The organism is Massilia timonae CCUG 45783, assembly GCF_000315425.1.
GTDB lineage: Bacteria > Pseudomonadota > Gammaproteobacteria > Burkholderiales > Burkholderiaceae_D > Telluria > Telluria timonae.
In genome coordinates this window covers 307,003-326,798 of record NZ_JH992922.1, presented here as the reverse complement: position 1 = coordinate 326,798, position 19,796 = coordinate 307,003, and the positions used below count along the sequence as shown (strand labels likewise).

At 68.6% G+C, this 19,796-nt stretch carries 18 protein-coding genes; 11 read left to right on the top strand and 7 right to left on the bottom strand.

Annotated elements, in window-relative coordinates; genetic code table 11:
- Positions 1 to 48: 48 nt before the first annotated feature.
- The 3 genes from HMPREF9710_RS01290 to HMPREF9710_RS01280 form a co-directional block, all read right to left on the bottom strand.
- Positions 49 to 936 carry a hypothetical protein gene (locus HMPREF9710_RS01290; protein ID WP_005663138.1) on the bottom strand — a complete coding sequence of 296 codons (888 nt, stop codon included), beginning with the start codon at positions 934 to 936 and terminating at the stop codon, positions 49 to 51.
- Between the two features lie 6 nt (positions 937 to 942).
- Complete coding sequence (locus tag HMPREF9710_RS01285; protein ID WP_005663136.1) at positions 943 to 3,246, bottom strand: patatin-like phospholipase family protein; 2,304 nt, start codon at positions 3,244 to 3,246, stop codon at positions 943 to 945.
- Positions 3,247 to 3,346: 100 nt separating this feature from the next.
- A complete protein-coding gene (locus tag HMPREF9710_RS01280; protein ID WP_005663134.1) occupies positions 3,347 to 4,081 on the bottom strand; it encodes a PhaM family polyhydroxyalkanoate granule multifunctional regulatory protein in 735 nt (244 codons plus the stop codon).
- A gap of 214 nt (positions 4,082 to 4,295) precedes the next feature.
- Here HMPREF9710_RS01280 and HMPREF9710_RS01275 point away from each other — a divergent pair, with 214 nt between their 5' ends.
- On the top strand, positions 4,296 to 5,825 hold the full coding sequence (locus tag HMPREF9710_RS01275) for a GMC oxidoreductase (protein WP_005663132.1): 1,530 nt from the start codon (positions 4,296 to 4,298) through the stop codon (positions 5,823 to 5,825).
- Between the two features lie 13 nt (positions 5,826 to 5,838).
- On the opposite strand, the gene HMPREF9710_RS01270 is transcribed toward HMPREF9710_RS01275, so the two are convergent.
- Entirely contained in the window at positions 5,839 to 6,510 is a 672-nt protein-coding gene (locus tag HMPREF9710_RS01270) for a TetR/AcrR family transcriptional regulator (protein ID WP_005663130.1), read from the bottom strand.
- Between the two features lie 145 nt (positions 6,511 to 6,655).
- On the opposite strand from HMPREF9710_RS01270, the gene HMPREF9710_RS01265 reads away from it, so the two are divergent.
- The 6 genes from HMPREF9710_RS01265 to HMPREF9710_RS01240 all read left to right on the top strand — a co-directional run bounded on the left by HMPREF9710_RS01265 (position 6,656) and on the right by HMPREF9710_RS01240 (position 14,494).
- Positions 6,656 to 7,396, top strand: coding sequence for an SDR family NAD(P)-dependent oxidoreductase (locus HMPREF9710_RS01265; protein ID WP_005663129.1), 741 nt, complete (start codon positions 6,656 to 6,658; stop codon positions 7,394 to 7,396).
- 63 nt (positions 7,397 to 7,459) lie between these two features.
- Positions 7,460 to 8,608: a DUF3108 domain-containing protein gene (locus tag HMPREF9710_RS01260; protein ID WP_005663127.1), complete on the top strand. Its 1,149-nt coding sequence runs from the start codon at positions 7,460 to 7,462 to the stop codon at positions 8,606 to 8,608.
- Between the two features lies 1 nt (position 8,609).
- Entirely contained in the window at positions 8,610 to 9,371 is a 762-nt protein-coding gene (locus tag HMPREF9710_RS01255) for a DUF3108 domain-containing protein (RefSeq protein ID WP_005663125.1), read from the top strand.
- Between the two features lie 187 nt (positions 9,372 to 9,558).
- Complete coding sequence (locus HMPREF9710_RS01250) at positions 9,559 to 10,935, top strand: hypothetical protein (protein WP_005663124.1); 1,377 nt, start codon at positions 9,559 to 9,561, stop codon at positions 10,933 to 10,935.
- Positions 10,932 to 11,663, top strand: a complete 732-nt coding sequence (locus HMPREF9710_RS01245) for a hypothetical protein (RefSeq protein ID WP_005663123.1) — start codon at positions 10,932 to 10,934, stop codon at positions 11,661 to 11,663. The genes HMPREF9710_RS01250 and HMPREF9710_RS01245 overlap by 4 nt, the downstream gene beginning before the upstream one ends.
- Positions 11,664 to 11,671: 8 nt before the next feature.
- Positions 11,672 to 14,494, top strand: a complete 2,823-nt coding sequence (locus HMPREF9710_RS01240; protein WP_005663122.1) for an ATP-binding protein — start codon at positions 11,672 to 11,674, stop codon at positions 14,492 to 14,494.
- Positions 14,495 to 14,546: 52 nt separating this feature from the next.
- Here the strand turns inward: HMPREF9710_RS01240 and HMPREF9710_RS01235 are convergent, their stop codons facing one another.
- Positions 14,547 to 15,065 (bottom strand): CcdC protein domain-containing protein, encoded by a 519-nt coding sequence (locus HMPREF9710_RS01235; RefSeq protein WP_005663121.1) that lies wholly within the window; start codon positions 15,063 to 15,065, stop codon positions 14,547 to 14,549.
- Between the two features lie 118 nt (positions 15,066 to 15,183).
- Between HMPREF9710_RS01235 and HMPREF9710_RS01230 the strand changes: the two genes are divergently transcribed.
- Positions 15,184 to 15,378, top strand: coding sequence for a hypothetical protein (locus HMPREF9710_RS01230; RefSeq protein ID WP_005663120.1), 195 nt, complete (start codon positions 15,184 to 15,186; stop codon positions 15,376 to 15,378).
- Positions 15,379 to 15,442: 64 nt separating this feature from the next.
- Positions 15,443 to 16,141 carry a YjjG family noncanonical pyrimidine nucleotidase gene (locus HMPREF9710_RS01225; protein ID WP_005663118.1) on the top strand — a complete coding sequence of 233 codons (699 nt, stop codon included), beginning with the start codon at positions 15,443 to 15,445 and terminating at the stop codon, positions 16,139 to 16,141.
- Here HMPREF9710_RS01225 and HMPREF9710_RS01220 read toward each other — a convergent pair.
- A complete protein-coding gene (locus HMPREF9710_RS01220; RefSeq protein ID WP_005663116.1) occupies positions 16,118 to 16,342 on the bottom strand; it encodes a hypothetical protein in 225 nt (74 codons plus the stop codon). The genes HMPREF9710_RS01225 and HMPREF9710_RS01220 overlap by 24 nt on opposite strands.
- Before the next feature lie 30 nt (positions 16,343 to 16,372).
- Positions 16,373 to 17,935, bottom strand: coding sequence for a GGDEF domain-containing protein (locus HMPREF9710_RS01215; RefSeq protein WP_005663113.1), 1,563 nt, complete (start codon positions 17,933 to 17,935; stop codon positions 16,373 to 16,375).
- A 216-nt stretch (positions 17,936 to 18,151) separates the two neighbouring features.
- On the opposite strand from HMPREF9710_RS01215, the gene HMPREF9710_RS01210 reads away from it, so the two are divergent.
- Positions 18,152 to 18,790: a (2Fe-2S)-binding protein gene (locus HMPREF9710_RS01210; protein WP_005663111.1), complete on the top strand. Its 639-nt coding sequence runs from the start codon at positions 18,152 to 18,154 to the stop codon at positions 18,788 to 18,790.
- 3 nt (positions 18,791 to 18,793) lie between these two features.
- The gene (locus tag HMPREF9710_RS01205; RefSeq protein WP_005663110.1) at positions 18,794 to 19,786 is read left to right on the top strand and encodes an FAD binding domain-containing protein; all 993 of its coding nucleotides are present in this window, start codon (positions 18,794 to 18,796) and stop codon (positions 19,784 to 19,786) included.
- Positions 19,787 to 19,796: the final 10 nt, after the last annotated feature.

Genomic DNA, 19,796 nt, shown 5'->3' with positions numbered 1-19,796 from the left:
GAAGCTCGATTCATCATGGTCCTTGGCATCGCTGGTGGACGCAGCCTATCACGCCCCCTGCGGCCGCGGCGCCGCCCCCGGCCCATGCCGCTGCAGCAGCTGCGCGCACAGCGCCTCGATATCCTGTTCGCCGTGCCCGCCCACGGTGGCGCGCGCCGCCTCGCGCAGCGCGCAGTCGACGATGTGGTCGCCCAGCGCGCGGTAGCTCTCGAACTGGGCTTCGTCGAACCACTGGTCGGCGATGCTCTCGTGCGGATAGTCGGGATGCAGCTTGCGGTAGTTGAGCAGGTCGGCGTTCTCGTTGCCGACGATGGCTGGCTTCACGTACAGGAGCACGCCGTCGGCCGCGCCGCGGTCGGCCAGGCTGTAGCGGATGGTGCCGGCCGCACAGCTGGCGCCGCACATGCCCTTGTCGCCGAGCGCGCCCAGGCGCGAGACGTCGAGGTCGATGCGCACGTGCAGGTCGGTGGCGCAGCGCCGGATCGCGTTGCCCAGGTCTTCGAACGCCAGGTGGCGGTCGCTGCCCACGTCGACCGCGATCACCAGCCGGCAGCGGCGCCGCACCAGTTCGTAGATGCCGAGGTTGTCGAAGTGGCCGCCGTCGGTCAGGTGGACGTAGGCGGCGTCGGAGTCGAGCTGGCCGAACAGCTCGGACAAGAGGCTGAACAGGCCGATCGGCGGCGAAGCGCTGGTCCAGGCGCGGCGCGCCGGATTCGGGCACCAGCGCCCCAGGCGCACGTTGAACATCGTCATCAGGAAGTTCAACGGCGGCGACGAATGGGCGCCCATGTTCGGGCTGGCCGCGGCGCCGGACAGGGCCACCGCCATCCCGAGCCGCACGCCGGCGTCGTCGTCCAGCCCGACGCCGGAGCGCGAGGCATACTGGTCGGTCGGCCGGTAGCAGCCCGCTGGCGCGCCCGCGCCGCCAGGCGCCACGCTGGATTACTCGTAACCGCACCAGCGCGGCGTGAAGGCGAACGAGGCGGTGCGCCGCGTCTGCCAGGCCAGCTCGGCGCCGCTGACCAGGTTCAGCGCGGTGTTCACGATCGGGTAGGGCCGCCCGTAGCGCAGCTCGGCCAGCAGCATGTCGTCGTTGGGATCGAAGCCGGTGAAGGGATGCGGCTGACGCGCGCGGTTGCCGGCGCCGAACCAGGCCCGCACCACCCGGTTGCGGTACAGCATATAGAGGGAAAACTTGTTGATGTCGACCCGCCAGCCGAGCAACAGGGCGGCGCCCAGGAAGGCGCCGAAGGCCAGCAGCAGGGTCGTGCCGTCCGTTGCCAGGGTGGCGTCGGCATGGGCGCGCAGCACGCAGGTCAGCCTGGCCCCGGGGCAGGCGATATGCGGCAGCGCCACCGTGACCTGCACCAGGCTGCTCAAGAGGGCGAAAATCCCGACCGTGAACACATAGGGCGCCAGCCGCGCGACCAGTTCGAGCTTCGGGTCGGGGGCGCCGCGCGCGCCGGTCGACATGCTGCTGCCGGCCTTGAGACCGAAGGCGGTCATCGCCAGCCAGCCGAGCAGGGTGCCCAGGTTCGACCAGGGCTCGTAGGTCAGCCAGGTCCAGTGCAGCAAGGGAGGAATGTAAAAGCAGGTGGCGTACACGGTCAACCACAGGAGGGCGAAGATCGCGGTCCAGGCGCCCTGGCGGCTCCACCATTCGCGGCTGGCGTCGCTGTACAGGCGGCCGACCAGGCCGATCATCAGGGTCATGGTGGCGGCGAACAGCGCCATCATGAGCGGCATGCCGAAGGTGGCGAGGGCGATCGCGTCGTTCAGCACGCGCTGGCCGGCGGGATCGGGCAGCACCGCCATCCCGCCCAGCAGCAGCAGAGTGCCGAGGGTGAGCGCGCCCATCGCGCACAGGAAGTGCGACAGGCCTTCGCCCAGTTCGGCGCGGGTCAGGTCGCGCAGCGGCGGGTCGGCGTGCAGCCGCGTGTAGATGGCCAGCCAGCCGGCCAGCGCCAGCAGCAGGCCGACCGTCCAGCACAGCAGCAGCGACAGGCGGGCGGCATCGGCCCGCAGCAGCGCCAGGATCCCGGGCGCGAAGGCGCGGCCGGCTTCCAGCAGCACCAGCAGCACGGCCGCCGCCCCTGCGGCGCACACGGTATAGCCGGTGCGGCGGTAGGGGCTGGAGCGGTCGTGGGCCAGGTACCAGCCGCAGGCCCAGACGATGAAGTAGACCAGGCCCGGCGCCAGCAGCCAGTGCCAGCGGCCCTCGAGCTGGGCTGGCAGGAAGGTCGACGGCGCCGCGCCGCCGTGGCGCCACAGGCCCAGGCTGCCGAGGAAGCCCGCCAGCAGCAAGGGGAGGTTGATGCACCACAGGACCGCGCCTTGCGACAGCGGAAAGCGGCGCATCCCGCGCGAGCTTTCGGGCTTGCTCGAAATCGACAGCGCGATGCAGAACACGGCGAACAGGAACAGCAGCACGCCGAGAATCCAGGCGATGTCGGCCAGGTGCGTCCAGGCTCCGCCAGGCGCGACCACGCGGTGCACGGCCCAGACGGTAAAGCGCGGCAGCAGCAGCAGGGCGCACATCCAGGCCACCAGCATGGCCAGGTTCAGGCCCGTGTTGCGCACATAGGTGCCGACCAGGGTCCAGGTGTCGGCGCTGAACATGCCGCCCTGCGGCGACAGGTAGTTGCTGTACTGGCGCAGGAAACGCAGCTCGGGCGCCTCGACGCTGCCGGCCTGCGGCGCCAGCATGGCTTCCACCTTGCCGATGTCGCCGCCGTTGGCGTGCAGGCATCTGGACAGCCAGCCGCCGACGAAGCCGCCGCCGGACACGGTGGACAGGTAGTCGATGTGGCGCAGCAGGCCGCAGCGCGCCAGCGCCTGCAGGGCGCCCAGGCTGAAGGTGGCGCTGCGCACGCCGCCGCCGGACAGGGCCAGGCCGGTCAGCATGCCGCCATGGGCGCGCCGCAAGAGGCGCTCGCGGTCGGGCGGCAGGGCGGCGTCCAGCGCTTCCTCGCGCATGTCGCCCGCCTCGGGGCGCAGCATGTCGAGTTCGTCGCGCAGCACCTCGCCGAACAGGTGGCCGGCGGCGGCGTCGAGGCAGCGCAGCAGGTCGCCGTCGATCTTGTCCGACGGCGCCAGGCCATGGCGCTTGCGCAGCTGGGCGAAGGCATCCTGCAGTTCGGCGACGGTGCGCGCCCCAGGCGGCGGATCGCAGCCGGCGGCGGCGAGCTTGCGCCGCAGGTCGTCGACCTGCGAGGGCGTCAGGTGGGTCAGGTCGCTCGGCAACATGGCTCGCTCCGGCTGGACGGGAAAGCGGCCGGGCCGGGCCGCCGGGTCAGTTCAGCACGGTTTGCAGGCGAGCGCCACCGTTTGGATCAATGCAGCGGGGTCAGGCCTTGTCGCTCTTGCCGCGCGCGCCGCGCCGGGCGGGGGCCGGATTGCCGTTGCCATTCTGGGCGTTGGCGGATTGGCCTGCGGACGCCTTGCCGGCGCCAGCGCCACCGGCCGCGGCGCCAGCCGCCGGGCTGTCGGCGCCGCCATCGGACGGTGCGCCGCCGGCCTTGTCCGGACTGGCGCTGTCCGGCGGCATCGCGCTGGCCACGGCTTGCCGGAACTGGTCTTGCAGCAGGTTCCACCAGGCGACGGCCGCCGGCATGGCGGCATGCGCGGCCTCGGCGCCCTGGGGCGGCTGCGCAGTCTCGGACGCCGGCGCGGACGGCGGCGCTGGAGGAGGCGGGGTGGCGCTGTCCGCGGGCCTGGCGGCGGCCTGCGCGGCCTGGGTGAAGAATTGCGCGAACGGCGCCATGGCGGCGTCGCTGGCGGCGCCGGTCTGGCTCATGGCCTGGGCCATGCTGTCGCCCATCGCCTTGAGCGTGGCCAGGGTGCCGCGCTGGATTTCGAGCGCCTGGATCGAGCCGCGCAGCATGCCCAGGTTGAGGTTGAGCCAGGACTCGACCGCCTTCAGGTCGGCGATCTTCTTGTCCAGGTCGTCGACCGACAGGCCGGCGCCCGGCATCGGCATGCCGCCCATGCCGGGCATGGCGCCGGGGATGTTCATGCCGCCCCACAGGTTCTTGACGAATTCGAGCGTGTCGGTCATTCCAGGCATGGGCTGATTCAGCATGAGCGGTCTCCGTTGTTTGTGCGGCAAGCGTAGCAGATTACGCCCTCACAGGCCATGCAGCGCATCGGGCCGAAGACGCCGAGTTTGCGCTGGAACCAAAGCTGGATTAACTAATAGGAATATTGTCTATTGAGCAAAGTCCGTCCTTACGTTACGATGGAAAAGTTGCGCTGCACAAATTGCATTATGGCAATCAACCTTGGTGGTGAATCGGATGCTCATCGATGGCAGGCAGTTAGCACCAGACACGACACTGCAGACCGACGTCTGCATCGTCGGCACCGGCATGGGGGCGATTTCCGCGGCCCAGCCCCTGGTGCGCGCCGGACGCGACGTGCTGTTCGTCGAAACCGGGCCAATGACCGCGTCGCGCCGCGATCCGCCCGCGGTGCGCATCGAAAGCGTCGGCCGTCCGTTCGGCATTTCGACCAGTCGCGGGCTCGAAGTGGGCGGCGGCACCGCGTTCTGGCATGGCGTGTGCGCGCCGCTCGACGACGAGGATTTTCTCGAGCGCCCCTGGATTGCCCACAGCGGCTGGGCCATCACGCGCGGCGATCTCGATCCCTGGTATGCGCTGGCGCTGGACTTCCTGTGCGGCGGCCAGGACATGCCGCACGACACTGCAGGTCACCACGGCGGCATGGCGCTCGGGATGGGCAATATGCTGGCTTCCAAGGCTTACCGCTACCGCTCGCCGCCGTTCAGGGGCAAGCCGATCCTGCGCGAATGGTGCCGCAACGGCAAGACGCGCTGCGTGTACAACGGCACCGCGCTGCAGCTGCGGCAAAGGCATGGACGCACTCATGTCCTGGTCGTGGGCAGCGGCGCGCACCGGATCGAGGTCCGGGCCAACCGCTTCGTGATCGCGGCCGGCGCGCTCGAGACGCCGCGCCTCTTGCTCAATTCACTCGGCCAGCATGGCATGGCGCAGCCGCCGTCCTGGTGGCTCGGGCGCAACCTGATCGACCATCCGGCCGGCTACCTGTCGCAAGTCACGTTCCGCCAGCCGCTTGCCGGCAAGCCGAAGGCGCGCGCCAGGGGGGGCAAGGAAGACATCCAGGTCTTCCCGGGGCTCATGCTCAAGCACGAATTCCAGCAGACCCACCGCCTGCCCAACCACGCGGTGTTCATCCGCAAGGGCATCAACCGGCGTCCGGTGCCGAACAAGGCGGTGATGTCCTTCCTCGGCGTGCGCGGGCCGCGCGACATCGGCCTGTCGCACGTGGCGTCGCTGGTGCGCCACCCCTACATCCTGTGGCGCATCGCGCACCAGAAGCTGCCGCTGGGCCTGCGCTCGCACCATGGCGACCTGTTCTTCATGACCGAGCAGCTGCCCAACCCGCACAGCCAGGTCAGCCTGTCCGATCACGAGCGCGACCGCTACGGCATGCCGATCGCGCGCGTGCACTGGCAGCTCAGCAAGCAGGACATCGAGATGTTCACGCAGTATCACGAGCTGCTGATGGCCGGCTTTCGCGGGCACGGCGACGTGAGCGGCTGCCGGGCCGACCCGATGACGGGCTGGCGCGATACCTGCGCCTCCGCCGCCCACCACCTCGGCACGGCGCGCATGGCGACGACGCCGCAACACGGCGTCGTCGACGCCAACCTCAAGGTGTTCGGTTTCGAGAACGTGTGGGTGAGCGACGGCTCGGTGTTTCCGACCGCCGGCAGCGTCAATCCGTCGCTGACGATTTGCGCGCTCGGTCAGCGGCTCGGCAACCATTTGGCCGCATTGCGCTGATGGCGCGCCGCCGCTAGCCTGCGATCAAGGCGTCCCAGCCGCGCATGGCCATCCGCGCCACCGCCTCCAGTTCGGCGCGGCTGGCGCCGTCGCGCGCGTGGAGCGACATCCCGTTCTGGACGACCTGCACGAAGCGGGCGAGCGCGTCCAGGTCGACCGAGGCCGGGATCTCGCCGTTCGCGGCGCCCTGTTCGAGGCGGGTCCTGACGACCGTCCGCGGCGCGGCGCGCGCGGCGCGCGTCTGCTCGCACAACCCCTGGTGGCCCGCGGCGCCGATCACCGACAGGGTCGCCATGCAGCCGAGCGGGACGTCTTCGATGTCGCCGGTCAGGAAGGCGGCGGAATCCATCAGCCATGCCTGGACCGCGTCGCGCGCGGTCGCGGCCTCAAGGAAGTTCTTCCAGCCCCAGGCATAGGTGGCGCCGTAATGGTTCAGGGCCTCGACGAACAACGCCTCCTTGGAGCCGAAGGCCGCGTACAGGCTGGGCGAAGCGATGCCCATCGCGGCGGTGAGGTCGGCGAGCGACGTGGCCTCGTAGCCCTTTTGCCAGAACAGGCGCATGGCCTTTGACAAGGCGGCCTCGCGGTCGAAGGCGCGCGGCCGGCCGCGGGCGCGCGTCGGCGGGCGCGCATTCGCGGCTGGTTCGGCCGCTTCGGCGTGGAGGGGATGGTCGGGCGTTTGCATCGCGCACAGTATATGTCCGGCCGCAGGTCGGGACAACGCCGCACGCCGTTTCATCATATATGTGCCGATCACTACAAAAATCAATTGACAGCGCGCCGGCCGGGCATCTACTATTTCTGTATCGATCAACACAAAAAGGAATGTCATGAATAACTTGCAAGGGAAGCGCGCCATCGTGACCGGCGCATCGCGCGGCATCGGCGCCGCCATCGCCATCGAACTGGCGCAGCAGGGCGCCGACGTGGCGATCACCTACGAGCGTTCGGCCGAGCGGGCCCAGGAAGTCGTGCGCACCATCGAAGGCCACGGCCGCAAGGCGGTCGCGATCCAGGCCGACAGCGCCGACCCGGCGGCGATCCGGCGCGCGGTCGACGAGGCGGCGCGGGTGCTGGGCGGCCTGGACATCCTGGTCAACAACGCCGCGATCGCCCGCTATGCGCCGATCGCCGACATCGCCGTGGAGGATATCGACGCCTTGCTGGACGTGAACGTGCGCGGTCCGATCCTGGCGGCGCAGGCCGCCATCCCGCACCTGGGCCAGGGCGGCCGCATCGTCACCATCGGTTCGGCCGGCGCCGACCGCATCGTGGGCGAGGGCGCCACCGTGTATTTCCTGACCAAGGCCGCGCTCAAGACCTTCACCAGCGGCCTGGCGCGCGAACTGGGTCCACGCGACATCACGGTCAACCTGGTGCAGCCGGGCTCGACCGACACGGACATGAATCCGGCCAACGGCGACTTCGCCGAATTCCAGAAGTCGCTGATCCCGCTGGGACGCTTCGGCGCGCCGCGCGACGTGGCGACGGCGGTCGCCTTCCTGGCCAGCCCGGCGGCGCGCCAGATCACCGGCGCCGTCCTCACCGTCGACGGCGGCGCGATTACCTGACGCTCCCCTGGCCGGTACGGTGGCGCCGTGCAGCGCCGGCCGTGCCCGCGCTACACTAGCGGTATGCCATCCGCACCACTCCTTCTTCCGCGTCGCCGCCGGCTGCTGCCGGTCGCGCTGGTGGTATTGCTGCACTGGATCGTGTTGAGCGTGCTGCTCGACGTGAACCTGTCGCTCCCGCGCCAGGCCGGGGAGGAGGGCGGACCGGCAACCCTGCTGGCGCAAGTCCTGCCGGCCGCCGCGCCGGCGCCTCCGCCGCCGCCCGCGCCGCTGCCGGTGCCCGATTCTGGACCGCCGCCCCTGCCCGTGATTCCCCCGCTGCCGGTCGAACTCGGGCTGCCCGCGCAGGCTGGGGACATCAGCCCGGAGAGTCACGCCGCCGCGGCCGATGGCGTGCCCGGAGGCGCCGGCGTCGAGCCGGTGGCGGCGCCTGCAGCGCCGGTGCCGCCGAAAACGGCCGCGCCCGCGCCTCCCGCTCCGGAAACGCCGGCGCCAGCGGCCGAGCCGGCCGCCCCGGCGGCGCCGGAGGTGCGCCGCTACACGATCGACATGCCGCCTCCGGCCACGATCACGCTGGACGTCGCGCGTACCGACAAGGACGGCGCCGAATGGTCGGGCGAGGCCGTCCTGGCCTGGCAACTGAACGACGACACCTACAAGATCCAGGTCGAGGCCGGCATCCGGGTGGTATTTACGCGGGTCAACCTGGTGGTCTTGCACAGCGAGGGCGCGGTGGCCGCCACCGGCTTTGCGCCGATCAGGATGACGGAAAAGCGGCGCGGCCGTTCGCTCACGGCCACCCATTTCGACTGGGGCGAAAACAAACTGACCTTCTCGGCGTCGCAGGCGGTCTATCCGCTGGCGCCCGGCGCCCAGGACAAGGCCAGCATCCCGCTGCAACTGTCGGCGATCGCGCGCGGCGACGCCAAACAATTGAACGGCGATATCGACATCCTGGTCGGCGAAGACCGCGACGCCAGCGTTTACCGGTTCAGGGTGGTGGGGCAGGAAGAGATCGATACCAGGCTGGGCAAGCTGCAAACCTGGCGCCTGACGCGCCCGCCGCAGCCCGGCTCGTACAAGTCGACACTCGACATCTGGCTGGCCCCGCAACACGGCTGGTATCCGGTGCGGATTCGCAATACGGAGGCCAATGGAGCAGTAACCACGCAAACAGTGAATAATATCGTCTTGAACCATTCAGGATTTTGATATGCTTCTAGACAACATTCGAAAAGCCGGCGTGGTGTGCACGCTGGCGCTCGCCCTGGGCAGTGCAGGCGCCCAGGCCGCCAACCCAGCGCATCCTGCCGTCAAGCGCGCCTTCGAATTGCCGCCCTCGGCCGACCTGCACTATGACCTGAGCGCGCGCCAGCGCGGCCTGTCGCTCAAGGGCGACGCCACCGTCGCCTGGCGCGCCGGCGACGGCAAATACGACCTGCGGGTCGAATCGCGCGTGGCGATCCTCGGCACCCTGCTCGACAACCGCAGCCAGGGCGCCATCGACGAATTCGGCCTGGCGCCGGTGGAATTTTCCGAAAAGCGCCTGCGCAAGGACCCGACCTCGATCACCTTCGACCGTGGCGAAAAAGTCATGAGTTTCTCCGAAGGCGACAAGACCTATCCGCTCAAGGGCGGCGAGCAGGACCGTGTATCGATCACCTGGCAGCTGGCGGCCGTCGCGCGCGCCGCTGGCGACAAGTTCAAGCCGGGCTCGGAATGGCCGTTCTTCGTGGCCGGCCGCAGCAGCGCCGAAGCCTGGACCTTCAAGGTGGTCAAGCGCGAGAAGGTGAAGACCGGGCTGGGCCAGGTCGACGCCGTGCTGGTCAGCCGCGAGGCGCTGCCGGGCAGCCGCGACCAGAGCATCGAGGTGTGGCTGGCGCCCGCGCACGAATGGTATCCGGTCAAGATCCGTTTCACGGAAGGCGACAAGGAAACCATCGAGCAGACGCTCAAAAGCATTGCCAAGCCATAAGACACACTGTGTCTTTCCCGCAATTGTCGGCCCCCGGTCGGGGCCGGCAATCGTCAATCGCCCAGTCCAGCCTGTTATACTGACGCCCCCGCGAAGCCGGTCGGGCCTGTAAGTACGTGCATGACAATATTGTCAATATTGGCAGCGCAGGCCCGTCTCGACCGCGCACGAGAGACTGGTAACAACGATGATCGATCCCCTTGCCGGCGCGGCCCTCGCTGCCGACTCCCCGGCTTTAGCGCCGGAACTTGATCCGCTGCAAGCACACTTCCAGGAAGGCGTCGCTCCCGACGAAATCGAGCAAGTCTTCCACCTCAAGCGTGCCCAGCCGATGCTGTCGGCCTTCACGGCCCTGTTCCACGGCACCCAGGACGGCGTGCTGGTGCGCCTGCTCGTCCTGCGCGAACTGGCCGGCGACACCGCCACTTCGGCGTTCTCGCGCGCCGACATCAACCAGAAGCTGGCCTACCTGATCCCCGAGAGCCTGGAGACGGTGCTCAACCGCCTGCGCGGCCACGGCCTGCTGGCCTGGGACGCCCCGGCTGCCGTCTACCGCATCACGCCGCTGGCGCGCAACGTCCTGTCCGCGCTCGAGACCCTGCTGGCGCTGGGCAAGCCGGAAGACGACGACGCCGAGATGGGCTTCCTGCTGTCGCAGGTGGCCGGCGCCCAGGCGGTCGGCGGCGTGACTGTCGACCAGCTGAAGCACCTGCTGGGCCGCCTGATCGAGCTGACCGAGGAATTCCGCGACGCGATCGCCTCCGGCTCCGAGTTCCGCCTGCGCACCTCGCAGGCCAAGTGGCATATGGCCTGCGACTGGGTGGAGAAGGGCTCGGTCATCCTGCGCGCCATCACCTCGGACGAACGCGCCGATTCCGCCACCCATCGCGCGGCCCAGGCCATCGGCCGGGCCCAGAGCGCGCTGCTCAATATGCAGGGCATGTTCTCGCGTGCGCTGAACCAGATCGAGCGCCAGCGCGTGCACCTGGGCCAGTCCGGCCTGTCGACCACCGACGTCAAGCGCTGGCTGCTGGCCCATGAGGACCTGGCGAGCCTGGCATCGGATGCGATCGACCGCCCGGTGACGCCGCTGTTCGCCACCCCGGCCGAGATGATCGACGTGGCCGAGACCGAGCTCCTGGCCGAACGCGTGATCTCGACCGGTCCGAAAGGCCTGCCGAGCGGCCAGGATGCGCCGCTGACGATCAACGACAACCCGGCCATGATGGTCGAGCTGAACGACTGGATCAACAAGCTGGCCGACTTCGCCAACCTGGGCAACTTCCCCGAGTTTTCGGAAGTCGGCCCCCGTCGGGTGCAGCTGCATGAATCGCTGCTGCCGGCCAGCTTCGCCCTGGCGTCCTACCGCGCCTCGCTGCTGCCGCTGCTGGGCGACGCGGCCGAGGCCAGCCTGCAGGGCGCGACCGCCGACCTGGCGCGCCTGCCGCTGGCCTTCGAGGCCCAGGACCAGATGATCGAACTCGACGACCCCGAAGTGGCGGCCATGTCGCTCGCGACCCTCTCCCTCAATCTAGATCTACCTCCGGACGGCACGCCCACATGAATGACGATGCACAAATCCTGATCGCGCGCCTGCTGACGCACCAGACCCTGCGCCGCGACGACAAGATGGTCAAGCGCGCGCTGTCGGACGACCAGTTCCGCGCCGAAGTCGACAAGCGCCTGCTCGAATCGGGCCTCAAACTGCTCGATAACGTGTATGCCGACCACGTGACCGTGGCCCTGCACCGCAACGTCGAGCCGAAGATCTTCGGCGCCAAGGACATCTGGCAGAACAACAACTTCGGCCTGACCCGCGACGGCGTGGCCCTGCTGGTGGTGCTGTGGGCCCAGATCATCCTGCCCAAGCGCGAGCGCCAGGAAACCCACACCACGGTGGACGACGACCAGAACGACATGTTCGAGAAGGAGACGCCGATTCCGCGCGCCGAAGACGCGTCGATCGGCATCTCGTACACCGCGCTGCTGTCGGACTTCGGCGACAAGCTCGGCAAGAAGACCCGCATGGACATGAACCTGGGCGTGCTGTCCAAGCTCGGCTTCATCGAACGGCGCGGCGACGTGATCCTGGAAGGCCCGCTGCTGGACCTGATGATGGACACCGACGTGCTCAAGGAGCGCATCATCAACGGCGCGCTGTCCGAAGTCTTCAAGCGCGCGCCGCTGGCCGCCGCTCCGCGCAAGGTGGCCGTCGACGCTGAAGCCGCCAACGATGCGGTGGCGGTCGAGCAGCCGGATGCCACTGACGACGCAACCGATACCCCGAACTGAGATAGCCGATGTTCCACATTAAATCACTTGAACTGGTCCACTGGGATTACTGGCAGCGGATCAAGAACATCCCGCTGGACGCCAAGATCATCACGATCGCCGGCCAGAACGGCTCGGGCAAGACCACGCTGCTCGACGCGATGCGCACCCTGTTCGGCCTCGATTGCTCGATGGGGCGCACCTATAAGCACTATGCGCGCCACTCGGGCCAGCAAAGCGCCTGGCTGCGCGCCGTGGTCGACAACAAGCCGATCGGACGCCAGCTGTCGAACCGGCCGTTCCGCCATTCGGGCTTCTTCTCGGACGACGAGGTGACCTTGTTCTGCCAGGTGCAGAAGAACGGCGGCGACTGGAAGCGCCAGTACCTGATGCGTCCGGGGAACGTCGAGATCGAGGAAGTGACCGAAGCCACCGACTGGCTGGGCGTCGAGAACTACCGTAAACGCCTGGCGTCGGCCGGCCTGTCGCCGGCGATGTCGAAGGTGCTGGCGCTGGAGCAGGGCGAGACCGACAAGCTGTGCGAGTACGCGCCGCGCCAGTTGCTGGACCTGGTGTTCCAGGTCTTCGGCGACAAGGAAGTGCTGGACGCCTACGACGAAGCCAAGCGCCACCAGCGCGACACCGAGGTCGAGCTGAAGCGCTTCGAAACCGAACTCGAGACCTCGCGCACCAACCTCGAGGGCTTGCGCCTGCGCGTGGCCAACCACCACCAGTGGTCCGACCTGAACAAGGAAAAGCGCGAGCTGCAGGAAGAAGTGCTGCCGGCGCTGCAATACCACGAGGCGCGCGAAAAGGCCGCCAACAACAGCCGCATGCTGCGCGAGGCGAAGAAGCCGCTGGTGCAGGCCGACGGCCAGCTGGCCGAGAAGCGCAGCCAGCTGGCGGCGCAGCAGCGCGCGCTCACCGAGGCGCAGAAGCAGGAAACCGAACTGGAGCTTGAAGCCGGCCAGCTGGCCAAGCGCCTGTCCGAGGTGAACACGCGCCTCAAACCCCTGGAAAGCCTGCTCGAGCAGCGCGACCGCCTGCAGAAGCTGGCGGCGGACGCCGGCGCCGACATCGCTGAAGTAGCCAAGCAGCTCGAAGAAAAAGAAGCCGAGCTGGCGCGCCAGAAGAGCGCGCGCGAAGCCGTGTCGAGCAAGATCGCGGGCGAGATGGCGACCATCTCGGCGCTGCAGGGCAAGACCTCGATGCCGGAGCCGGAAGCGCAGCGCCTGATGCGCCGCGCGCTGCGCGACGAAGGCATCGCCCACGCCATGCTGTCGGACATCGTCGAAGTGACCGATCCGAAGTGGCAGGGCGCGGTCGAGGGCGTGCTGGGCGGCTATGCCTCGGTGGTGCTGCTGGAGAACGCGAAAGATGCGCCGGCGGCCTACCGCCTGGCCGAGAAGGAACGCTATCGCCACTTCATCGTGCCCGACTGCGTCAACGCGCCGGTGGTGAAGGACGACAGCCTGCTGTCGGTGGTGCGCTTCTCCAGTAAAGCGCCAGGCTGGCTGATCGACCAGCTGGAACGCATCGAGCGCGTCGACTCGGTCGACGAAGGTTTCAAGAGCCGTTCGGACGAATGGATCACGCCGGACGCCTACCACCGCGAACGCCGCGGCGGCCGCTCGCTGTTCGTCGAGGCCTCGCGTTACCGCTTCGGCGCGGCCGGCAAGACCCAGCGCCTGGAAGCGATCCAGAAACTGATGCCGGCGCTGGAAAAGCGCGAAGACGAGCTGACCCTCGCCATCTCGAAGCTGGCCGCCGAAGTGGGCGGCCTGAAGGCGCGCATCGCCGGCGTCGACGCCGCCAAAGAGCTGTCGGCGCGCCAGGAAGAGTTCGAAGAAGCCGCGCGCGCGATTGCGCCGCTCAAGACCGAGCGCCTGGAAGTCGGCGCGCGCCTGGGCGAACTGCAGACCCTGAGCAAGAACGCCACGGTGGCGCGCACCCGCGCCGACACCGTGTGGCAGAACGCGCGCATGGCGCTGTCGGAAGCCGAAGCCGGCATGCGCCTGAACCATCGCCGCCAGATCGAGCAGCGCAGCGAGCACGCCAAGGCGCTGCTGGAACTGCGCCGCGGCTGGCGCGCGGTGCCGGTCACCTGGAAGAACCCCAACTGGCGCGGCGACCTGGTAGCCAAGCACCAGAACGCGCACCAGGTCAACCTGCGCCTCGGTTCGCTCGAGCATTCGCTGGCGCGCGAGGACTGGGAGCTGGACCCGACCGTGATCGACCAGTATGCGCGCCTGCACGAACAGCTGGAAGCCCGCCAGAGCGAGACCGAGGAGCGGCGCTACCAGAACAACCGCGCGATCGAGGCCACCGGCAATGCGCGCGGCGCCTACATCGAGCGCCTGCGCTACACGATCAAGACCTATACCAAGAACATCCGCGAACTGGGTTCGCTGGCCGGCATCGACGTGCAAGCCGACCCGGTGCGGCTGGAGAACGACGACGTGCAGCTGGCCCAGGCCGGCCTGCACGTGCGCTTCAAGTTCGACGGCAAGGACCAGATCGGGATGAACGACGGCGAGGCCTCGGGCGGCCAGCAGGTGATGAAGTCGCTGGTCTTGCTGATCGGCCTGTTGAAATCGGAAGAAGGCTCGGGCGGCTTCGTGTTCATCGACGAACCGTTCGCGCACCTGGATATTCGCAACATCCAGCTGGTCGGCGAGTTCCTGAAGAACACCGACGCCCAGTACCTGATGACGACGCCGCTGACGCACAACACCGACGTCTACGATCCTTCTGAACTCACGCTCATCACGAGCAAGAAGAAGAAGGACATGCAGTGGGCGCAGCCGATCTTCGTGCTGCAGCGAAGGAAGGACGAGGCGAAGGCCGCATAAACAAGAAAGGGGCCATCGGCCCCTTTCTTCTTGCATCATCCTGGTTGGATCCTCACACCTGGTCGATCGCCTTGCGCACCCGGCGCCGCCAGCGCAGCAGCGCCGCCGAGTAGTAGCCGAAATAACCGGCCGTGATGCCCACGCACAGCATGGTGAGCGGGCTGTCGGTCAGGCGTGGGGTAGGGATGCCCTTGCCCTGGTTGGCATACACCTCGATGCCGATGTACAGCAGGCGCGCCACCAGGATCATGGCCATCACCAGCCCCAGGCGCGCGGGCGGCGTGAAGAAGTAACCCTGCGGGGTTTCCTCGAACCGGGTCAGCTTCAGTCCCCAGACGGCATAGCCGATGCCGCCGCCGGCGCCGACCAGCAGCGCCGCCAGGTTGTAGGGCGTGTCGAACAACTGCGCCAGCGGCACCAGGATCATCGCGCCGAATACCAGCACGCCGGTGTAGTGGCGCGAGACGATCGAGCGCTGGCGCTGCATCTGCGTCTTGATGCGGCTGTAGATGCGCCACACCAGCAGCGGGGTCAGGACGAGCAGGGCCAGGGTGGTGATCGAAAATTCCATGTGCGGCGCGAAGGCTGGGTTCGGGAAAAACCGCATTGTAGCCCACTGCCGGCGCGCGCCGCGCCGCCGGGCCGCATGATAAGGTAGCCCGAACCGCATTCCAGCAAGGAGACGCATCATGCACGCCGCCCCTCATGCCGTCCATCGCCTCACCCGGGTGCCGCCCTACGCGCCCATCCACGCCCACCGCGCGCCCGACCCGGCGCCGATCGAGGAACCGATGCCCGAGCCCTTCGACACCCCGCACCCGCACCACCAGCCGGTGCACCTGCCGCACGACGAAGAACCGGTGCCCGATCCCAAGCCGAGCTGAGTCGGAGCGCGTCCCGGATGAGCGTGCTACCATGAAGCAATAGTTGCACTCTCTTCCCGACGTAATGAAACACCGACTCTTCCTGTTCGACCTCGACGATACCCTGCTCGATTTCCGCGCCTCCGAACAGCGCTCGTTCATGCGCACCATGGAGCAGCTGGGCGTGCGCGAGCAGGTCGGCGCCTTGTTCCAGCAATACCAGGCGACCAATCTCGCGCTGTGGCGCCTGTTTGAACAAGGCGCCGTCACCAAGGATTTCCTCAAGGTCGAGCGCTTCCGCAAGACCTTCGCGGACAACGGCATCGAGATCGATCCGCAGCGCGCCAGCGACCTGTACGTGGAATCGCTGGCCGACACCGTGGTGCTGGTCGACGGCGCCGCCCAGCTGTGCGACACCCTGGCCGGCATCGGCGAAGTGGGCATCATCACCAACGGCGCGCACCAGATCCAGCACCGCCGCATCGCCAGCTCGGGGCTGCAGCCCCACCTGTCCTTCGTCGCCACTTCCGAAGCCTGCGGCTTCGCCAAGCCCGACAGCCGCTTCTTCGAGTTCACCAGCAAGATGGCGCGCAGCTTCGCCAAGCACGAGACCGTGATCGTCGGCGACCGCCTGGACGCCGACATCCTCGGCGCCAACCGTTTCGGCATCGAGAGCTGCTGGTTCAATCCCGGCCGCCTGGCCAACGACTCGCAGGCGATCCCGAGCTGCGAAGTCGCCAGCCTGCACGATATCGTCGCTTCATTGCGCGGCCTGGCCGCCTGAGCGGCACGCATGGCTTCCGGCCGGGCCCGAGCGCGCGCCCGGCCGGAAGCCATGCGTGCCGCTCGACCAGGCGATCGCGAAGCCGAGCGCCGCCAGCGCCGCGGTCGACCACGGGAACGAGGCGGCGCCCCAGCGGTCGAGCAGGAAACCGCCGAGCAGGCCGCCGCCCGCGATCGCGCCATTCCAGGCCACCACGTTCATCGACGGCGTCGCGCTAGCGCGGGCGCCGCTTCATTCCGCCAGGCCGCCGGCGACCCGGTTGCGGCCCGCATGCTTGGCGTCGTACAGATGCCGGTCGGCGTGTGCGATGAGCTCTCCCGGGTCGGCATCGCCGCCGGAAGCCCGGACCAGCACGGCGGCGCCGATGCTGGCCGTGACGACGCCGGCCGGCGAGTCCTGGTGCGGCAGCTGCAGGGCCTGGATCTCATGGCGCAGCCGTTCCGCCACCGCCATCGCGCCGGCCAGTTCGGTATCCGGCAGGATCACCGCGAATTCCTCGCCGCCGTAGCGTGCCGGCAGGTCGCGGTTGCGGTTGACCTGGGCCGCCAGGATGCGGGCCACCTCGCGCAGGCAGGCGTCGCCGGCCGGATGGCCGTAGCGGTCATTGAATTTCTTGAAGTAGTCCACATCCAGCAGCAGCAGGGCGGTCGGGGTGCCGGCGAGCCGCGCATGGCGCAGCTCGTGCGCGAGCACGTCGTCGAAGCGGCGCCGGTTGGCCAGCCGCGTCAGCTTGTCGGTATGGGCCAGCTCCTGCAGGCCGAGATTGTCGCGCCGCAGGTCTTGCGAATAGGCGCGCAGCTTCTGGTCGAGCCGGTCGCGGATGATGAATTGCCGGATCAGCTTGCGGGCGAAGACGGCGAACGTGGCGGCGATCAGGAGCACCGCCGCGCCGATCAGCAGGCTCGCCCGTTTCCAGGGGCCGAGCAGCTCGGCCCTGGTCTGGCCGACGGCGATCACGAAGGCGAAGTCGTCGACCCGCCGGTAACTGTACAGCCGCTCGATATTGTCGATCCGGGCGACCAGGAAGTCCGAGCCGACCGCGTTCTCCTTGACGGCCTTGAACACCACGCCGCCCGCCAGGTTGGTGCCGATCAGCTTGTCGTCGAAAGGGCGGCGGTAGACCACCGTGCCGTCTTCCAGCGCCAGCAGCACCGTGCCGGTCTTGCCGACGTCCAGTTCGTCGTAGATGCGTTCGAAGAAATTCACCTTCAGGGTCACCAGCGCCACGCCGGCGAAGCTGCCGTCGGGGTGGTCGATGCGGCGCGAGATCGGTAGCACCCAGACCCCGGTGGAGCGGCTCCTGACCGGATGACCCACGTAGATCTTGCGGCTGGCATGGGTGCGGTGATATTCGAAATAGGCGCGGTCCGAATTGTCGCCCTGGCGCGTGCCGGTCAGCGAAGACGCGAGCCAGCGGCCGTCGGCGGCGAACACGAAGATCCCGTGCAGCTCGGGCGTGGTCCTGGTCAGCACGACCAGGTGGGCTTGCAGCCGCTTCAGCGCGGCCGCGTCGGTGCCGTCGTGCTCCACCCGTTCGACCACGTTCGCCAGGGCCATGGTGGTGGCCTTCATCGCGGTCTCGACCTGGACGCCGACCATGCGCGCCACGTTCGAGGTCGCCACTTCGGTCTGCCGGATCTGCGTGTGCCGCGACGACCAGATGAACCAGGCCGCGAACGCGACCAGCAGGCTGCAGCCCAGGGCGGTGGCCGCCACCACCAGGCGCACGACCGGGCGCCGCTTGCCGCTCAGGCGTTCGACGTGGTTATCCAGGCTGTCGGTGGAAGAATTCAATGCGCCTCGCCAAAACAGGGTTGCGATGCATAAGGTAGCAATGCTGTCCAAAAATTGTGCCATTAGAAAGAAAATCCTGTCGCCGGACTGCGCCGGCGCGCCCCCGCTTGCCTGATCCTGCGCAGTTGTTGCCTTTTCTTTTCGTGCGGCTCGTGTGCACGGGACGCTTGGTCTACATTCCCGGCAATACCCCATTCCACACAGAAGGAGTTCGCCATGACGACCGGCCCCGATCCATCCATCCCGACTGCCCATGGCGCACAGGTCAACCGGCGCGAGTTCGTGCTGTCGGTGCTGTCGGTCGCCGCGGCGAGCGGGGCCGCCAACGCCGCCCCGGCCCAGGCCCAGCCTGCGGATGCCGCGCCGGAAGTCCACGCCGGCGGCGTCCCGCTCAGCTTCGTGGTCAACGGCCAGCAGCGCGCGCTGACGGTCGACCCCAGGACGTCGGCGCTCGACCTGCTGCGCGAGCGGCTGGCGCTCACCGGCGCCAAGAAGGGCTGCGACCACGGCCAGTGCGGCGCCTGCACCATCCACGTCGACGGCCGCCGCGTCGTGGCGTGCCTGACGCCGGCGCTGCAGCTCGAGGGCCGCCGGGTCGACACCATCGAAGGCCTGCAGCGGCCCGACGGCAGCCTGCACCCGATGCAGCAAGCCTTCATCGACCACGACGCCCTGCAGTGCGGTTACTGCACCCCGGGCCAGATCATGGCGGCGATCGCCTGCGTGGGCGAGGGTAACGCGGGTTCGCCGGAACGCATCAAGGAGTACATGAGCGGCAACCTGTGCCGCTGCGGCGCCTACAACGGCATCGTGGCCGCCATCGGCCAGGCCGCCGGCGAGATGGGAAAGGCGTGAACCATGCGTGAATTCACCCTGATCCGTGCGCGCTCGCCCGAGCAGGCCGTGCAAGCGATGGCCGCCTATCCGGAAGCGCGCCTGATGGCCGGCGGCACCACCCTGTACGACTTGATGAAGCTGGGCGTCGAGCGTCCGCCCGCCATCGTCGACATCAACGCGATCGAACAATTGCGCGCCTTCGACACGTCCGGCGCGCGCGAGCTGGTGTTCGGCAGCCTGGCGCGCATGAGCGACGTGGCGGCCGACCCGCGCCTGGTCAAGGAGTATCCGGCGCTGTCCGAGTCGCTGTGGCGTGCAGCTTCGCAGCAGCTGCGCAATATGGCCAGCCTGGGCGGCAACGTGCTGCAGCGCACGCGCTGCGCTTATTTCCGCGGCGGCGAGCCGTTCGCCTGCAACAAGCGCACGCCGGGCAGCGGCTGCGCGGCGCTCGGCGGCATCGACCGCGGCCACGCCCTGCTGGGCACCAGCCCGAGCTGCATCGCCACCTATCCCGGCGACTTCGCCGTCGCCCTGGTCGCCTTCGACGCCGTGCTCGACGTGCTGGGCCCGGACGGCGTGCGCAGCATCCCGGTCGAGGCGCTGCACCGGCTGCCGGGCGACCGGCCCGACCTCGAGACCACCCTGGCGCCAGGCGAGATCATCACCCGCATCCGGGTGCCGGTCACGCCGCTCGGGCGCGCCTCGACCTATCACAAGATCCGCGACCGCGAATCGTATGCCTTCGCCCTCAGTTCCGCCGCGGTGGCCCTGACGATGAACGGCAGCCGCGTCGAACAGGCGCGCATCGCGCTGGGCGGCGTCGCCACCAAGCCGTGGCGCGCGCGCCTGGCCGAGCAGGGCCTGGCCGGCCGCGAACTCACGGTCGAGACGGCGCTGGCGGCCGGCTTCGCCGCCTTCGCGGATGCCAGGGCCGGACACCACAACGCCTTCCGCATCGAGCTCGGCGCCCGCACGGTGGCCGATGCGCTGATGATCGCAGCACAGAGGACTTGAGATGAGCATG

What these genes read in the sequence shown, in the direction of transcription:
- HMPREF9710_RS01285 (WP_005663136.1), bottom strand. Translation starts at nt 3,246, where the DNA reads ATGTTGCCGAGCGACCTGACCCACCTGACGCCCTCGCAGGTCGACGAC.
- HMPREF9710_RS01255 (WP_005663125.1), top strand. Translation starts at nt 8,610, where the DNA reads ATGCTTCTAGACAACATTCGAAAAGCCGGCGTGGTGTGCACGCTGGCG.
- HMPREF9710_RS01235 (WP_005663121.1), bottom strand. Translation starts at nt 15,065, where the DNA reads ATGGAATTTTCGATCACCACCCTGGCCCTGCTCGTCCTGACCCCGCTG.
- HMPREF9710_RS01225 (WP_005663118.1), top strand. Translation starts at nt 15,443, where the DNA reads ATGAAACACCGACTCTTCCTGTTCGACCTCGACGATACCCTGCTCGAT.
- HMPREF9710_RS01210 (WP_005663111.1), top strand. Translation starts at nt 18,152, where the DNA reads ATGACGACCGGCCCCGATCCATCCATCCCGACTGCCCATGGCGCACAG.
- HMPREF9710_RS01220 (WP_005663116.1), bottom strand. Translation starts at nt 16,342, where the DNA reads ATGAACGTGGTGGCCTGGAATGGCGCGATCGCGGGCGGCGGCCTGCTC.
- HMPREF9710_RS01250 (WP_005663124.1), top strand. Translation starts at nt 9,559, where the DNA reads ATGATCGATCCCCTTGCCGGCGCGGCCCTCGCTGCCGACTCCCCGGCT.
- HMPREF9710_RS01280 (WP_005663134.1), bottom strand. Translation starts at nt 4,081, where the DNA reads ATGCTGAATCAGCCCATGCCTGGAATGACCGACACGCTCGAATTCGTC.
- HMPREF9710_RS01275 (WP_005663132.1), top strand. Translation starts at nt 4,296, where the DNA reads ATGCTCATCGATGGCAGGCAGTTAGCACCAGACACGACACTGCAGACC.
- HMPREF9710_RS01245 (WP_005663123.1), top strand. Translation starts at nt 10,932, where the DNA reads ATGAATGACGATGCACAAATCCTGATCGCGCGCCTGCTGACGCACCAG.
- HMPREF9710_RS01260 (WP_005663127.1), top strand. Translation starts at nt 7,460, where the DNA reads ATGCCATCCGCACCACTCCTTCTTCCGCGTCGCCGCCGGCTGCTGCCG.
- HMPREF9710_RS01230 (WP_005663120.1), top strand. Translation starts at nt 15,184, where the DNA reads ATGCACGCCGCCCCTCATGCCGTCCATCGCCTCACCCGGGTGCCGCCC.
- HMPREF9710_RS01205 (WP_005663110.1), top strand. Translation starts at nt 18,794, where the DNA reads ATGCGTGAATTCACCCTGATCCGTGCGCGCTCGCCCGAGCAGGCCGTG.
- HMPREF9710_RS01240 (WP_005663122.1), top strand. Translation starts at nt 11,672, where the DNA reads ATGTTCCACATTAAATCACTTGAACTGGTCCACTGGGATTACTGGCAG.
- HMPREF9710_RS01265 (WP_005663129.1), top strand. Translation starts at nt 6,656, where the DNA reads ATGAATAACTTGCAAGGGAAGCGCGCCATCGTGACCGGCGCATCGCGC.
- HMPREF9710_RS01270 (WP_005663130.1), bottom strand. Translation starts at nt 6,510, where the DNA reads ATGCAAACGCCCGACCATCCCCTCCACGCCGAAGCGGCCGAACCAGCC.